At 53.2% G+C, this 18163-nt stretch carries 1 protein-coding gene; it reads left to right on the forward strand.

Features of this window, described 5'->3' with window-relative positions:
* The first annotated feature begins 239 nt into the window (after positions 1-239).
* Positions 240-18158: a DUF2341 domain-containing protein gene (locus tag OHL22_RS11900; protein WP_263337361.1), complete on the forward strand. Its 17919-nt coding sequence runs from the start codon at positions 240-242 to the stop codon at positions 18156-18158.
* The last annotated feature ends 5 nt before the right edge of the window (positions 18159-18163 follow it).

The raw sequence follows: 18163 nt of genomic DNA on the forward strand, positions 1-18163 counted from the left end.
GGCCATCGTAGAACGTCGGGCTGGCTCTCAGATTTACGCATATTCACAGCTAATTCATCACTCTCAGCGGCATAGTCGGCGGCCAAGTATTCGCTGCTCGATGCACCACAATCGCTTTAACACAGATTGAGGATTCCGTGATCGCTCGTTTGCTGGCTGCCTTGTGTTCTCTGCGTGTCTCTCGCCTTGCTCTTTCAACCCTAGCTTTCCCAGTAGCTTGCATGTGGTTTGCCGGAAGCATGGCTAAAGCTCAGGTAGTGATTCCACAGAATGGGGTCATTAACACCATGGCAGGGAATGGCAATGCCGGATATTCCGGAGACGGAGGATTGGCAACAAGCGCGAGCCTCAATCAGCCCGCAAGCATCGCAGTCGATGCAGCAGGAAACATCTATATCGCGGATTTCGCTAACAACGTCGTCCGCGAGGTTTCTGTGTCGACTGGCATCATCACCTCGGTTGCGGGAAATGGTACCGCAGGCTACTCGGGGGACGGAGGCCCAGCGACTTCTGCGGAGTTGAATGGTCCCATCGATCTGACTTTAGATTCCTCCGGAAATCTCTATATTGTGGACAGCACGAACAATGCGATCCGTGTTGTCTCGGCATCGACTGGTGTGATCACGACCTTTGCAGGCAACGGCACTGCCGGTTACTCAGGCGATGGCGGTGCTGCGTCCAGCGCAACACTCAACGATCCACTTGCGATAGCGCTGGATGGGATAGGGAATCTCTATATCGCTGACGATAATAACGCTGTCATTCGAGAAGTGAATGCCTCCACCGGGATCATCACAACCATCGCCGGAAACGGAAACTACACCTACTCAGGAGACGGAGGTCCCGCGACGAGCGCATCTCTCGAAGATCCGGATGCGCTTGCGATTGATTCTGCCGGGAATCTCTACATTTCTGATTACACGGCCCATGTCGTTCGCAAGGTAACTGCATCGACCGGAATCATCACAACCATCGCGGGCAATGGAACGCAGGGATACCAAGGAGATGAGGGGCCCGCTACGAGCGCGGAATTCTACTTCCCAACGGGCGTAGCCGTTGATTCCTTTGGAAACCTTTATATTTCAGACTACTCGGGAGCCGCTGTCCGGATGGTGACCGCGGCAACAGGCGTAATCACGACAATTGCTGGTACGCAGACTTGGCCGGGTTACTCAGGAGACGGAGCACTTGCCACAACCGCCAAGATGAATGAACCTCTTCAGGTCAAGCTCCAATTGGTGGGGGGCTCCAACTTTTCTTCGCCGAATATTTACATCGCAGATTATGGCAATAACGTCGTTCGGGTTGTTGGAGGATACAGGACAGCGGCACCACGATTCTCGCCTGTCTCAGCAACGTATGGAACGTCTCAGTTGGTGTCCATCACGGACGAGATACCCGGGGCAACCATCTACTACACAACCGACGGTACGACACCGACGACCTCCTCGGCACCTTATTCAGGCCCGGTCACTGTGTCGGCTTCGGAGGTTATCAATGCGATCGCGGTTGCTCCGAATGGGCAGATCTCACGTGTTGGAACGGCTCCCTATACGATCACTTCAACGTCGTGGACCTTTGACTATAGCTCCGGCTTCACTACGGGCAATCTGAATCTTGTCGGGGGAGCGGCAATCCTCAATGGTGCACTCCAGCTTAGCGACGGCAATGTCAACGAAGCACGCGCTGCCTGGTACACCACGCCCATAAGCTCTCATGCGTTTACTTCCGATTTCGATTATCAGATTCTCTCCCCGTTCCAGGCGGATGGAATTACGTTGACACTTCAGAACGACTCCAATGGAACCAGTGCAATCGGACAAAACGGAGAGGGGCTCGGATACCAGAACATTCAGTCGAGTGTTGCCATCAAATACGACTTTTGGAACAACGACGGTGAAGGCAATGATTCCACTGGCGTCTATGTCAATGGTGCTCTGCCGACGCAGCCATCATTGGATATGACCGGGTCGCAGCTGAACCTGATGAACGGCAATGTCCTGCACGTTCATACGACCTACGATGGCACAAACCTTACATCGACAATCACCGATACCACGACGAAAGCGAGTTTTACTTCGTCGACGGCAGTCAACATCCCCGCAACGGTGGGCGGCGACACAGCGACTGTTGGGATCACGGGATCGGACGGAGGCTATCTTTCCACTCAGTATGTAACGAATTGGCGGTACATCTCGGGAACGGCGAATTCGCCCGCCGCTACGCCGACTTTCTCGCCGACGCCTGGAACCTACTCCGGTGCGGTGAATATAACGATCAGTGATGCGACTTCGGGAGCAACCATCTACTACACGACAGATGGTTCGACACCGACCACGTCTTCATCGGTGTATATGAGTGCGATCTCCGTTGCGTCGAGTGAGACAATCAATGCGATCGCTGTGGCTTCTGGATTCTCCAATAGCGCTGTGGGATCGGCATCTTACGTTATTACCGCACCTGTAACGGTAAGTGTGTCACCTTCGACCGTCACTCTCACTCCTTCGCAAACACAACAATTTGCCGCGAGTGTAACCGGTACAAGCAATACTGCCGTGACGTGGTCATTGAGTCCTTCGGGAGTTGGGTCAATCAACTCTTCGGGGCTGTACACCGCTCCTGCGAGCATCACTTCGCAGCAGACGATTACAGTATCGGCTACTAGCCAAGCGAATACGTCTGCGTCCGGCACGGCAACGATAACGCTCACTCCATCTCAGTGCAGCACCAGTCTGTATAGCTATACACGGCAGATCGTTATCGACCACACCAAAGTTCCGAATACAGATCAGTCTAACTTTCCATTCTTGTTCAACACGACCGATCCGAATTTCGCTACCACTACGAATGGAGGACACGTGTCAAACGCGAACGGCTACGATATCGCATTCAGCACGGACCCAGCAGGACAACAGCTTCTGAATTTTGAGATGGAGAAGTACGATCCTGTCACGGGACAGGTCATAGCGTGGATTAAGGTTCCGACGCTTTCCCACACTTCGGATACAGTACTGTACGTCGTCTACGGCAATCCAAATATTACTGCGTCACAACAAAATGCAACTGCCGTATGGGACAGCAACTACCTGGGAGTTTGGCACGTTCCAAATGGAACGCAGTTGTCCCTGGCTGACTCTACTAGCAATGGAAATAGCGCGACGAACAACGGAGCGCTGGCAACCACAGGTGAGATTGACGGTGGTATGTCTACCAACGGCAGTACATACGCGACCATTGGTACTCCAGCCAATCTTGCCAATCTGGCGCAAGGCAATGCCACGTTCTCTGCCTGGGTGAATACCCCTCCCTACCAGGGAGGGGTCGTCATGGGCAAGAACGATTACGATAATAGCGCGGGATGGGAAGTCGGCATCAGCACGGAAAATCTTGTAGATTTCTCGGTTACATTTGACCAATCGACTTTCTCGCTCTTGAGCACCCAGCCGATAGCAAACAATGCCTGGTCTTATGTAGTTGTGACGCTTGCGGGTACGTCTACCAGAAGTCAGGCGACTATTTATATAAACGGGGTTCCAAATGAATCCGGATCCGGTGGAATTGGAAATACCACGGATGACTCTGCACAACCTGCGTTCCTGGCCAACGCCAATTATGGGGATCAAGCTCAGGACTCTTTCAACGGTGCAACGGATGAATTTCGAATCTCCAACGTAATCCGATCCGCGGATTGGATTGCCACCGAATACGTGAATCAAAGCTCTCCGGCAACCTTCTATGCTCTCTCTCCGGAAAATGCCGCACTGGGGCCGGTTTCCGTCACCCTTTACGGTTCTCAAACGCAGCAATTTTCCGGAACCATTCTCAGCGGTTGCAATGGATCTATAAACTGGTCGCTTTCTCCCTCCAATGTCGGCTCAATCTCTGCGAGTGGCTTGTATACTGCGCCAGCCAATATCGAATCCGAACAAACTGTCACTGTCGCTGCGACAAGTCAGTCGAATTCTTCATTTTCGGCGTCAGCAACAATTACTCTGATGCCGCCAGCCTCAGTAGCTGTTACTCCTGGAAGCGCTACGCTCACGAGCGGAGGCCAGCAGCAGCAATTCGCTGCCAATGTCATTAACGCAAGCGACACAAGTGTGACATGGACGATAAACCCGAGTGGAACAGGAACGATTGATGTGACGGGTCTGTACACTGCGCCCGCCAGCATAACCTCGGCCCAGACCGTCATAATCACGGCAACCAGTCATGCGGACTCGACTAAATCTGGCACAGCAACGGTGACGTTAACTCCGCCGGCTTTGCCGTCACCGGTATGTGGATCAAGCGGATACAGTTTCGTACGGGCAATCGTAATCGATCACTCTAAGGTTCCGAACACCGATCAGGCGAATTTCCCGTTCCTTTTCAACACGACAGATCCCGCCTTCGCCTCCACCGCAAACGGCGGCCACATTGCAGATGTGAATGGCAATGATATTTTGTTCAGTTCGGATCCGTCGGGGCAGAACCTGCTCAACTATGAACTCGAAAAATATGATCCCGTCTCAGGCCAAATCATTGCCTGGATCCGCATTCCAGCACTGTCTCATACCAGCGATACTGTGATCTATTTGTTCTACGGAAATGGCAGCGTGACGGCCTCACAGCAGAATCCGTCGGCCGTCTGGGATTCCAATTTCTTGGGAGTATGGCATGTTCCCAACGGAACCAACCTCTCTTTGGCAGACAGCACCAGCAACGGGAACAGTGCGACCAATAATGGTGCAATTGCGGCACCGGGACAGATTGATGGTGGCATGTCGACGGACGGTAATACCCACGCCACGATTGGTGCGCCCGCCAATCTCGCGAATCTAGGCCACGGTGCAGCGACATTCTCTGCATGGGTCCTTCCATATTTCACGAGCGGCGTCATCTTAGGCAAGGCAGGAATGGGAGAAGGAGGGTGGTCCCTCGGCATTAACCCTGATCTCAATGTGGAGCTCAATCTCTATGACGCAGAGGGCGGCTTCCATCCCAGCCAATCTGAAGTCACTAGCGCGGTTTGGAACTACGTCGTTGCGACTGTCCAGCCTTTGGCGCCCGGATCGACACAGAGTCAAATCACCTACTACATCAATGGTGTGCCGAATGGATCTGCTACCGTTCAGATATCTAATCCCCTTGATGATTCGTCAATTCCAGCCTACCTCGCTTATAACGACGATGGCGGGAATCTTGACAATCGAGGCGACTATGGTTCCCTAAGTGGATCCGAGGATGAATTCCGAATCTCTAATGTTGTGCGTTCCGCCGATTGGATTGCTACTGAGTACTACAACCAGGTATCGCCTTCTACTTTCTACGCTCTCTCTTCGGAGAATCCAGTAGGAGTCATTCCGGGAACGACGAATTTGTATGCTGGTCAAACGGTGCAGCTTGCGGCAGTTGGGAACTGCAGCAACCTGGCCGTCAACTGGTCGATTCCCGCAGGTGAACCGGGAATGATCGGACTAAATGGCTTGTATACAGCCCCAACCACCATCAGCGAACAACAGACTGTGACTGCGACTGCGGTTAGTCAAGCTGATGGTTCAACTGTCGGCGAGGCGGCGATTAACCTCTTACCTCCTCTAAGCGTCAGCATCGCACCATCCAATCCAACGATCTATGTTCCTTACGAAACCTTGCAGTTCACTGCGAATGTTGAGCATTCTACCAACACGGCCGTTACTTGGTCTGTCAGCCCAACGAGTGTGGGTTCGATTTCTACAACCGGGCTATTCACCCCGGCAGCTTTCAGCAGCCCGCAGACAGCGACGATCACTGCGACGAGTCAGTTAGACCCTACAAAATCGGCGCAAGAAACGCTCACGTTCTCGCCACTATTCGTCCTTCCCTCTTCTCCATCTTTGAACGCAGGGTTCACACAGCAGTTCACAGCCTCTGTCCCAGTGAGTTGGTCAGTTGCTTCGGGGGGAATTGGAACAATCACCGCAGGCGGACTCTATACGGCTCCCGTGAATCTTACTGGAACGGACGAATATGACCTGGTTGTTGCTACCGTTCCAACGGATTCACAGGCATTCACATACGACAGTGTAACGATAAATCCGTCAGCTTCTCCGATTTCTCCCGCAGCAACAACTCTCTATAGCGGCCAGACACAACAACTTTCTCTCTGCGTGGCCACGGCTGCTCAGTCCGTATCCTGCGACCCATCAGTTGCGGCATGGACGATGAGTCCAGCGGGTGTAGGGAGTATTTCGCCTTCGGGCTTATACTCTGCTCCCGCGTTCATCACGTCACAGCAGACGATCGTCATTACCGCGACCGACATTGCGGATCCGGCAATCTCCGAGACTGCGACTATTACTCTAATTCCTCCTACAATCGCCGTCTCGCCTCTTTCGGGAACACTCTTTGGTGGAGAACAGGAAGGGCTCCACGCGACTGTAAAAAATCTTCTTAACTCCGCCGTGACATGGACGGTTAGTCCTCAAAACGCTGGCTCCATCTCTTCCGGTGGTGTCTATACAGCACCCGCAAATGTCACCGCGTCGCAAATGGTAACAATTACCGCGACGAGCGTCGAAGATCCTGCCCTCTCGGCGTCAGCCGTGATCACGCTTTCACCGTCGAGTTGTGCTGCGGCTGCATACAGTTATGTGCGTCAAATCCGTATAGACCACACAAAGGTCCAGGATTCGGACCAAACGGATTTCCCATTCCTGTTCACTGCAACGGATCCGCTCCTGGCAACGACAGCAAACGGGGGCCATGTCGCGAGTCCCTCGGGATATGACCTTATGTTTGCCTCCGATGCTGCAGGAACGAACAGACTGGATTACGAAATCGAGAACTACGATCCTGCAACGGGCAAAATCATAGCGTGGGTTCGTGTTCCGAGCCTGTCTCACACATTGGACACAACTATCTTTTTGTATTACGGCAACGCTCTGATCACGGCCTCCCAGCAGAATCCTGAGGGAGTATGGAATAGCGGCTATTCGACCGTTTACCACATGAATCAGACAGCACCTATGCCTGAAACCGATTCGACGCAGAATCAGAACTACGCAACGGCCTCAGATGTATCAACTGGACAAGGAAAAATCGGTAATGACGCGGTTTTCGACGGATCTACGAGTTACGCGTCGATTCCTGCGACTGCTCTTGGTGCCCTCTCGACGTCTACAGATCCTGCAACTGTAGGCTTGTGGTTTCAAACAACTTCAACAGGGGTAATTCTATCGTTGGCTCCTGCCGGTGACTCAGTGGGCACTACTAATTGGATCTACTCGATCTTTTATATCGATACAAACGGAAAACTCAATGCTGCATCCGCGAACAGCACTTCACCAAGTCCTCTACCAGTCAACGATGGTAAATGGCACTATGCTGTGCTCACGATCAAAGACCAGACAGAGATGTTTTACCTGGATGGCCAAATTATTTCCTCGGCGACGGGTTTTGCAGTCGGTGAAACTCCCCCTTTCCAAACCTTTCTTGGGACGGGAAATACATATGGAGTCACACTGAACGATACTTGGCATTACTTTGGAGGCAGTATCGATGAAGTCGAAATATCTCAGGTAGCCCGGTCGAGTGATTGGGTAGCGACTGAATACGCGAATCAAAATTCTCCTTCATCTTTCTCTGCACTCAGCCCCGAATTGGGTGTGGCGGTTGTGCCGTCGCCACAGGGGATTACTCTTGATGCCGGACAAACAAAGCAGTTTACCGCGCAAACCACTGGTAGCTGCACCTCTTCTCCTGACTTCGTATGGACGATGCCATCTGGAAGCCTCGGTACGCTCACTGAATCAGGGTTGTATACGGCGCCTCTGAACGTTCAGTCCCCTCAGTCGGTGACGCTCACGGTCTCCACTCTAGGCTCTCCGAGCCTGTCGGCAACTGCCCAAATTACGTTGCTTCCGGCGGCATCGATTGGTGTCACTCCTACGAGCACCGCATTAACAGGCGGCGGTACTCAACAGTTTTTTGCAACGGTTTCGAATACCTCCAGTCAGGCAGTCACTTGGTCCATCACCCCCGCTGCAAGCGGGAGCGTCTCCCCCACAGGCCTCTACACTGCTCCAACAGCCATCGCTTCGCAACAGACAGTTGTTATTACGGCGACGAGTCAGGCAGATCCAACAACGTTGGCTTCGGCGACGATCACATTGATGCCGGCTACGACGACGCTCCCAATTGCAATAAGCGTGACACCGCCCAGTGCAACTCTTTCCGCGGGCCAGACTCAGCAACTCACTGCACTCGTGACAAACACGAGCAACACCGCTGTAACCTGGACGATCGATCCTGCCGGTGTCGGGAGCATCGACGCGACAGGTCTCTATACCGCGCCATCGACGATCACTTCGCAACAAACGGTCGTCATTACCGCAACCAGCCAGGCCGATCCGACGCAATCGGCCTTTGCGATGATCACGCTCTCGCCATCCTCATGTGCGGCGAGCGGCTATGCCTATCAACGTGCCATCGTCATTAATCACGCCAAAGTACCAAACACGGATCAGACCAATTTCCCCCTCTTGTTCAATACGACGGATCCCAGTCTGGCTACGGTTGCCAATGGCGGCCATGTGTCCAACAGTAGCGGCTATGACATCTTTTTCAGCTCCGATCCGAATGGCGTGAGCCGCCTCGACTATGAAATAGAACAGTACAGTGCGTCGACGGGCCAATTTGTTGCTTGGATCCGAATTCCAACACTCTCCCATATCTCCGACACGACCATATACATGTTTTATGGAAACTCAGCGGTCACGGCTTCTCAACAGAATCCGTCCGGGGTCTGGGATGCAAATTACTTAGCCGTTTATCACCTGGCCAACATAGGCTCTGGACCTGTCATTGACTCCACTACCTACGGCGACAATGCCGTCAATAATGGCGCAACGGCCGCGTCCGGAGAAATCGGTACGGCGGCCAACTTCGCAGCAAGCGGTTCGAACGTCACTACGCCATACGTGCAGAATGCGGTCACCTCATACACCGTCGAGGCTTGGATCAATTCGACATCCCCGAATTTCAACATTGTCTACGACGATCAGGGATCAGGCGGACATTCGCTTACGTTTGGTCTGGATGGAAATGGCGGATGCAACACGACTGGGTGCGGAAGCTACAATGACATTCAAAATACAGCTGGGCGCCTCCTGTTCTTAGACGCTAACTCCGCCTTTATCGGTGCAGAGGGAAATTCCAACATCGCCGATGGAACCTGGCATCACATCGCCGGAACCTGGTCTGCTCCTAGCGGTACAAATATCTCCCCCGAACAGTTCGCTCTATACACAGACGGGATACTCAACTCAACGCCGAATCGCATCAATGTACTAAGCGATGTGTCGCCACTCAGCGGACAGGGCGGAGCCATTATCGGAAATGGCTCTGGTTCTAACTCCACCTTGATCGAGGAACTTCGCATCTCCAATATCGTCAGGTCATCCGATTGGATTACGATCGAATACAACAATCAGTCTTCGCCCACAACCTTCTACACCCTGCTGTCTGAAAATGCGGAAGAAGTAGTTCCTGCGTCCGTGTCTCTCTACGGAGGACAGAGCCAACAACTCACGGCAACCGGCTCTTGTTCTTCATCGGTTGCCTGGTCAATGCCCGACGGTTCCCTAGGAACACTGACATCGTCTGGTCTCTACACAGCACCACCGGCAATCACCGAATCCCAGAGTGTGACGGTAACAGCGTCGAACCAATCGAACCCTTCCAACCTCGGTTCCGCGACCATCACACTCCTGCCGGTAATCAGCGTTGGAGTGGCTCCCGCAACCATCGCCCTGACTACGAATCAATCAGAACAGTTCACTGCAACGGTCTCGAATGCAGTCAATACAGCTGTAAGCTGGTCCATCAGCCCAAGTGGCATGGGATCGATAGATCAAAACGGTGTGTATCAAACACCGACGTCCATCTCGTCACAAACAACGGTCACGATCACCGCAACCAGTCAAGTGGATTCGACCAAGTCGGCTTCTGCCGCCATTACACTTATGCCTTCTGATTGCGCGTCGAGCGGGTATGGGTATCAACGGACAATTGTGATCGATCACACAAAGGTTGCGAATACCGATCAGACTAATTTTCCGTTCCTGTTCAACACCACGGATCCGGATTTAGCTCTGACGAGTCACGGCGGACACGTTACAAGCAGTAATGGCTACGACATTATCTTCAGTCTCGATCCAAATGGCACGACCAAGCTCGACCATGAGCTTGAAGAGTATGATCCTGCAACCGGGAAAGTGATTGCCTGGATCAGGGTTCCAACCTTGTCTCACCTGAACGACACGGTGATCTACGTCTTCTACGGCAATCCGAACATTGTGAGTTCGCAGCAGAATCCGGCCGGAGTCTGGGACAGCAATTATCTGGCTATCTATCACCTCGGCAACCTGTCCGGCGGAAACGCGATCGATTCGACGATGAACGCGAACAACGCACCGCTAACCGATATCTCAGCGGCTCAGGGCCAGATTGATGGCGCCAGCGGATTCGACGGATCGTCCAGCTACTTCCAGATCCCATCGGTCGCATTCCCCAATTATCCGACCGGTGTATATGACAACATCGGACTTCCGCAGAACGCGACGAGCACAACTTTTGAAGCAACTCTGGAAACATGGTTTAAGACAACACAAGGAGGCGGACTCATCACTCAGGTACCGCGTGATCAGTGCCTATGGGTATTCGTCTGCGTAGATGTAGGAATCCCATCTGTACCCGGTGATGCGACAAACTCCATGCTGGGGTGGAACGGACTCTTATATATCAATGAGGATGGCAGCGTTGTTGGCGGGGGAGTGACATCTCCGAACTCATACACAGACGGCAACTGGCATCTCGCGGCGGTGACGTTCGACACAAACGGAAACGACTATCTCTATGTCGATGGGCAACAGATTGGATCGAGCCAGAAATCGTTCCCGACGGGGTATAGCTCGAATTACTCCTATTTCGCCGGCGCGGTATATACCCGCCTTTATCAACTCGGCGACTGGAATTGGCTTTATCTCAACGGCAACATGGATGAGACCCGCGTCTCCAATGTTCCACGGTCTGGAGATTGGCTGAAGACGCAATTCAATAATCAGAGTTCACCGTCTACCTTCTATCGTCTCTCGCCCGCAGGAACCATACAGGTCGTTCCTCCTGCGATAAGCCTCTACGCAGTGCAAACGCAACAGTTCGTGGCTGCCGGCATCTGTAATGCAGATGTCACCTGGTCCATGTCTTCGGGAGCGCAAGGAACCTTGACGCCCGGCGGCCTCTATAACGCGCCGGAAATGATTTCAAGCCAGCAATCCGTCACGCTCACAGCAACGAATCAGTTGACCGGCTCGACTCTTGGAACCGCAGCGGTGACCTTGCTGCCAACACCTGCGCCGATTACGCTGACAGCGGCTGCATCTTCTCCCTACACGACAGGTACTTCGCAAACTTTCACGGCCACACTCCTCGATCCGTCCGGTTCACCGGAACCTGGAATCAGTGTGTCCTTTAACATCGTAGGCGTAAACACCGCGATCGCTTCGGCAACCACTGACGGTACGGGAACTGCGTCCTATACCTACATCGGATCGAACAGCGGTTCGGATACGATTCAGGCTTCGGCAACGGTCAATGGCATCCAGGTCACATCAGACGAACTCAACGTGGTTTGGAATCCCCTTCCTGTTGTCACAGGAGCCTCAATCATGCTCCGCACGCCTCCTGCTTTAGGTCAAGGCGGCTTGATGGGAGCCTTTACCGACAGCAGCGGAAGCGTAATTGAGCCGATTGCGATTGGTGCAACAGGCGGGTCTTATCTCGTTCCCGCGGGTGCAAGCCAGTTGCAACTCGGCATTAACGATACCTTCTTTGAGGACAACGGTGGCGTTGGTTTCACCGCCACTGTGAACGGCAATTCTCTCAAGGTGCCGGCGACCACGATGCCCTGGGCTTGGGTTACAGGTGGGCTGAATAATCGTTACCAGTTCGGCATGAAAGACGGCACGAATCCCGTCGTCGCAGCCACTGGACTCACACCTGGAGCGCTAGTGCAGATCACTTCGATCACGGGAGCAGTCTCTGACAACTATCCTCTGCGGCCGCTTACAAACGCTGACGGAGACCAGACCTCGATTACAGGGATTCAGGAAGTAAACGGAGCCTATTTCCCGACATTCTTCACCAGCATTGCTTCTTATCCGTTGGGGCAGCCTCTACCTGTATCTGCTTACGTGACCAGCTCTCCAGGGACCGCTGCAGTCGGGGTCCCGGTAACGCTGACAACATCGGGTGCCAATCCCAGTCAGGATCAGGCCAATACGGATTCCATTGGCAACGCGGCATTCAGTTATACAGGTACATACGTAGGCACCGACACCCTCGATGCCGTGGCTTCTCCATCTGGGCAGCCGCAACTGCAAGCCAATCCTTCCAGCGTGACATGGAACTCATATCCGACCCCTGCGAGTCCTGGTTCAATCGCGCTGAGCTTATATGGCACGGTATCGGATACGGATAGCTACGTCGTATTGGTCACAGATGCGAGTGGAAATCCGCTCTTCAACGTGAATGTCGGTTTCTATGTAACCGGCGTTGATAATTTCCAGCTGAATTCAATCACCGACACCACCGGTCATGCATCGATCGCATACCTGCATGTCAAGACAGGAAGCTATAGCGTTATTGCTGCGGCGACAGTAGGCGGCAATGTGCTTCTGTCCAACATCATTACCGGAACCTGGAATGGATCCTCAACCACAACCACCTGCAGTAATTGCGATCAGGTTGGAGTGTCGATCACGGCTCCAACGTCGATCAATTTGCCCAACACGTTATCTTTGACGGGGTCCGTCACAGATTCTGCAGGTCTCAATCCAACTGTTACTTGGAGTCAGGTCAGCGGACCCGGCACGATAACCTTTGCAAACCCACAACAGTTGACAACGACTGCTGCATTCAGCGAACCCGGAATTTATGTCCTGCAACTATACGCAACCGATACCAGCGCGAACGCGGCCGCACAGTTTACGGTGACGGTGCACCCGGCTCCTATTCCACAAACTCCGCAAGGTTGGATCGTCAGCCCGACATATGGCTCGCAAGCATCTGGAATTGTGCCCATCACAGTCGCAAACGGCGTAACTCTTCAGAGCGGCACTCTTGCCTACTATCCGGCCAACAATCCGAATGCGGTTACAGTACTGAATTCGAATACAACAGGAACAGGTCAGATCGGAACCTTCGATACAACCACGCTGCAAAACGGGTCATACGTGATCGCATTGCAGTCGACACAGACTAACGGAAGTTCGGAATATGACGTGGTTCTGGTTTCAGCTGTTGGTAGCTACAAGCCTGGACGTGTCACCTCGACAGTCACAGATTTTGTGGTGCCTGCCACCGGTCTCTCGATCAATGTCCAAAGAACCTACGACAGCCTGAACGCCTCTACGATTGGTGATTTTGGCTATGGCTGGAATCTTGGTACAACGGTGAATCTGACCGTCGATCCACAAGGAAACGTCAGCTTTACCCTGGGCGGGCAACGGCGTACCTTCAATCTCGCCCCGCATGCTATCGGCTATCCATTCACAGAAATCATCCCAGCATATACGCCAGAACCCGGCATGTTTGGCGCGCTGACAGATGCCGGAACCGGGTGTGGAATCGACCTGGAGTTTCTTCAAATCGACGCAGGAACGTGGGAGTGCTTAGGCGGAGCGCCCTATTCGCCCACTCAGTATCTCTACACCGATCCGTCAGGAACTCAGTACTCGATCAGCGCTAACGGCAATCTGCAATCCGTCATTGACAAGAACGGTAACGGATTAACGATCACCTCGACAGGCATTACCAGCACAACCGGCCTTTCGGTGCCATTTGTGCGTGACTCGCAAGGCCGCATCACACAGATCACCGACACCATGGGCAACGTGTATCAGTATGGCTATGACGATCAGGGTAATCTTGCCACCGTTACATATCCGAACATCTCACAACCCAGCTCCTACACGTACGACACGAATCACTACTATCTAAGCGGAACCGACTTCCGCAATAATCCGCTGCCTAGTTCGTCCTACTACGGAGCAACCGACGTCGATGCGAATGGAAATTCGCTTTCCGGGCGCCTGAAGAGTGTCACAGACGCACTTGGCGAAACAACGTCCTACACCTATGATCTCAGCACCAACACGACGACCATCACGTATCCTGCGGATGCTAGTGGCAACGTCGGCACTGCAACGATGGTCTATGACAATCTCGGCGACCTGCTGACCTCGACCGATCCACTGGGGCACACGACGACCAACGTCTACGATGCGAACCGTAACTTGATCTCTGTTACCGACCCGCTGGGCCACACGACTACCTACACCTACGACTCTAACGGCAACAAGACCTCACAGACCTATCCAGCAACAGCCACCAGCACCAATACCACCAGCACGACGGTCTACAACCAGTACAGCGAACCTACCTTAAACACCGATGAGTTGGGCAATACACGGACGTTCAACTACGACGCCAATTACAACCCGCAGAGCGTAACCGACAGTCTCGGTACGCTGATGAGCACTATCTACAATGCAAACGGGACTCTGCAAGCCGGAGCCATCGGATTCGACGTTACGGCACAGCCTGCGCACGCAGCGCAATTCACCTATGACGCAAACGGTAATTTGCAAACCATAACAGACCCGACAGGTAGAACAACCTCATATACCTATGACGCTCTGGGCCGCAAGCTTACGACTACTATTCCTGCTCCAAATACTGGCAATGGGGGTATGGGGTCCAATGCCAAGTCCTTCCTTAAAGGGAAAATGCATTCAGAATCCGGGGGAACTGGAACGGCGACAGTGACCGAAGCGTATTCATACGGCCAACTGGTATGCCAGGCTGTCCAAGTCACGCTGCCACTGGGCCAGAACATTACCTATAGCTACGATTCCGACTGCAATCAGATATCGCGAACGGTTGCGGATGGCACGGGCATCCAATATTCCTATGATGCGCTGAACAGACTCATCCTGGTCACATTTGATACTCAACCGACAACCACCATCAGCTACACCTATGATTTCCGCAACAACCTCGTTAGCGTGACCGATCAGTCAGGTCATGTGACGCATTATGACTATGACGCAGCCGGTCATTTGATATCGGTCACGCGAGCCTACGGTACGCCCCAGGCGACGACCATCACGTTCGCTTACGATGCCGCGGGTCATAGGATTAGCGCCACAGATGCTCTTGGGCGTGCAACAAATTACACATACGATACTGCGGGAAATTTGACCGCAGTGTCCGGCGTGCTAGGCAACTTCCAGTTTACTTATGACAATGAACGAAATGTGATCTCCAGTAAGGATGGAAAAGGAAACACGACTCAATATAGCTATGATTCCAGAAAGAGATTGGTGAAGATCACCTACCCAGATAGCACAACGAAGATCTTCACCTATGATGGGGTCGGCAATTTGACCAGCCTGACAGATCAGGCGGGACACGTCATTCAGTACAGCTACGACACCGCGAACAGATTGCAATCGCTAACCCAGGTAAACCACCCAATACCCGCGAACAACACCAATCTGTACGGCTATGATGTCAATGGCGATTTAACCTCATGGGCTGATGAAAACGGACACACCTCACAAGCCAGCTTCGATGCGCTCCAGCGGCCTGTTTCAAAAACGTTGCCAGATGGATCTTCAACCGCATTGGCAACATACGATACGAACAACGATCTGATTTCGCTGACCAGTTTTGCAGGTAAAACCACTTCGTTTACCTACGATCCTGTTTACAGACTGACTGCCATCACTCCAGATCCAACCGTCAGCGAGCCGGGTGTATCGTTTACCTATACTCCGACAGGCAAGCGTGCGACCATGACGGACGGGAGCGGCACGACTACCTATAGTTACGATGATCTCGATCGGCTAACCAGTAAAGCTGCGCCCGAAGGAACACTCAGCTATACATACGATGCGGTAGGAAACTTGGCATCGATGTCCTCATCCAACGCTAACGGGGCATCTGTCTCCTATACCTACGATGATCTGAATCGGCTCAGCACTGTCGTGGACAATCGCCTCCCATCGGGGGCCAACACGACAACCTACACGTACGACAGTGCCAGCAATCTGGCGACGGCGACTTATCCGAATGGATTGCAGGCAACATACTCCTACGATCAATTGAACCGCTTGTCTCAACTCGTAACGCCTACCTCCGGATACAACTACCTGCGAGATTCAGCGGGCAACAAGACGAATTCCGTCGAGGCCAATGGTCGCACAACGAACTGGGCCTATGACGGCATCAATCAACTTACTAATGAAGCCGTGTCGTCCGATCCATCGAACAAGAATGGCAGCGTAGCGTACAGCCTCGATCCAGTTGGAAACCGCCTATCGGCCCTATCGTCATTGAGCGGAATCGGCTCTACTTCCGCAACCTACAATGCCGACGACCGATCCTCTGCGGAGACCTATGACTCCAACGGAGACGCGATTGCGGCGGGAGGAAAAACCTTTGGCTTTGACTCGCTCTCGCGCCTTATTTCGTTGAATGGAGGGTCCGTCTCAATCGGTTACGACGGAGATGGGAATCGGGTAACGAAGACCGCAGCAGGCGCGACAACGCATTATCTTGTCGATGACCTCAACCCAACAGGCGTGCCGCAGGTCGTAGAGGAAGTAGTGAATGGTGCTGTCACCCGTGAATATACGTACGGGCTGCAGAGAATCAGCGAGAATCAGGTCATCGATAGTTCCTGGCAGCCGAACTTTTATGAATACGACGGCGGCGGCAATGTCCGGCAACTAACGAACGGTGCTGGTGCTGTCACCGATAGCTATGAGTACGATGCCTTCGGCAACACGGTGAGTTCGACAGGTACCACGCCGAATGAGTTCTTCTATCGCGGAGAACAACTGGATTCCGATCTCGGCCTCTATTATCTCCGCGCCAGATACTACAACCCCATCACCGGACGCTTTGTCTCGCAAGACCCCTACGCAGGCAACATATTCCAGCCTAAAACGCTGCATCGTTATCGATATGCAGGGGGCAACCCAGTCAATCGCATTGATCCTTTGGGGCTTGACGATGCGGCAGAAGAGGAAGGAGTGATAGGAGAAGTCTCCCTTCAGGCCGAAGAAGGCGAGAAAACGGTAGCGAAAGATGCAGCATGCTTACTATTCACAGCCGCTTCTACCCTTGGTGCTGTCAAGCCGCTTCTGGATGGATCGATTCAGGTAGGTTCGAGCCAATTCTATGCGGACGCTACGTTGACACTGGTCTCACTCACCATCAATTTGAAGAGTTGCGCAGCTGAGGCCGAGTTTGAAGGCCCGGCGGAAGTGGAACCAGAGCCAGAACCAGAGCCAGAACCAGAGCCAGAGCCAGAACCAGAACCAGAACCGCAACCCGGATGCCCTCGGTGTTTTGCAGCGGGCACCCCCATCCACACTAATCATGGCGATGTGCCGGTCGAGTCAATCGAGGTGGGCGACGAGGTTGAGGCGCGCAATCGCTCTACGGGCAAGCTGGAATACGAGCCGGTTATAGCGCTGACACGTCCGCATCACGATCACCTGCTGCAGATACGCATCGAGGGCGAGCATGCGCCATTACGTCCGTCCACGGGACATCCTTTCTGGGTCAGGCGTGGGGACGCAGAAGATGGCGCATGGATGGCCGCCGGGCAGATGCAGATCGGCGACCGTCTCCTGACCATCAACGGCAACTGGCGCAGGATTACCGCCATCACCCCGGTCAAGAACGAAGAGACGGTTTACAATTTCACTGTCGCCAAGGACCATGACTACTTCGTCGGTGATACCGGGTTCCTCGTTCACAACGCTCCGCCCTGCGGATGTAACTACACGGACCCGTACGTCCGTAAGTGGGTTCTGGATGAAGTCGAAGAAAAAATGGAAGAGACCGAGGATGGCCTGATAATCGATCCAAATTCTGGCATTCCTTTTGCGGGGCCTCCTGATCTCGGGCACGTACCGGGCTTTGAACTTTGGAAAATGAAGGCATTGGCAGCACAGAATGGACTGACTCAGCAGGAATTCAATGAGATGATGCAAGACCCAGACTTCTATCAGTATGAAAATCCTGCAACAAACCGGTCGCACTGTTTCGAACTTCCGTAAAGAGG

The sequence above is a fragment of the Acidicapsa dinghuensis genome (assembly GCF_025685685.1).
In the GTDB taxonomy this organism is placed as follows: domain Bacteria; phylum Acidobacteriota; class Terriglobia; order Terriglobales; family Acidobacteriaceae; genus Acidicapsa; species Acidicapsa dinghuensis.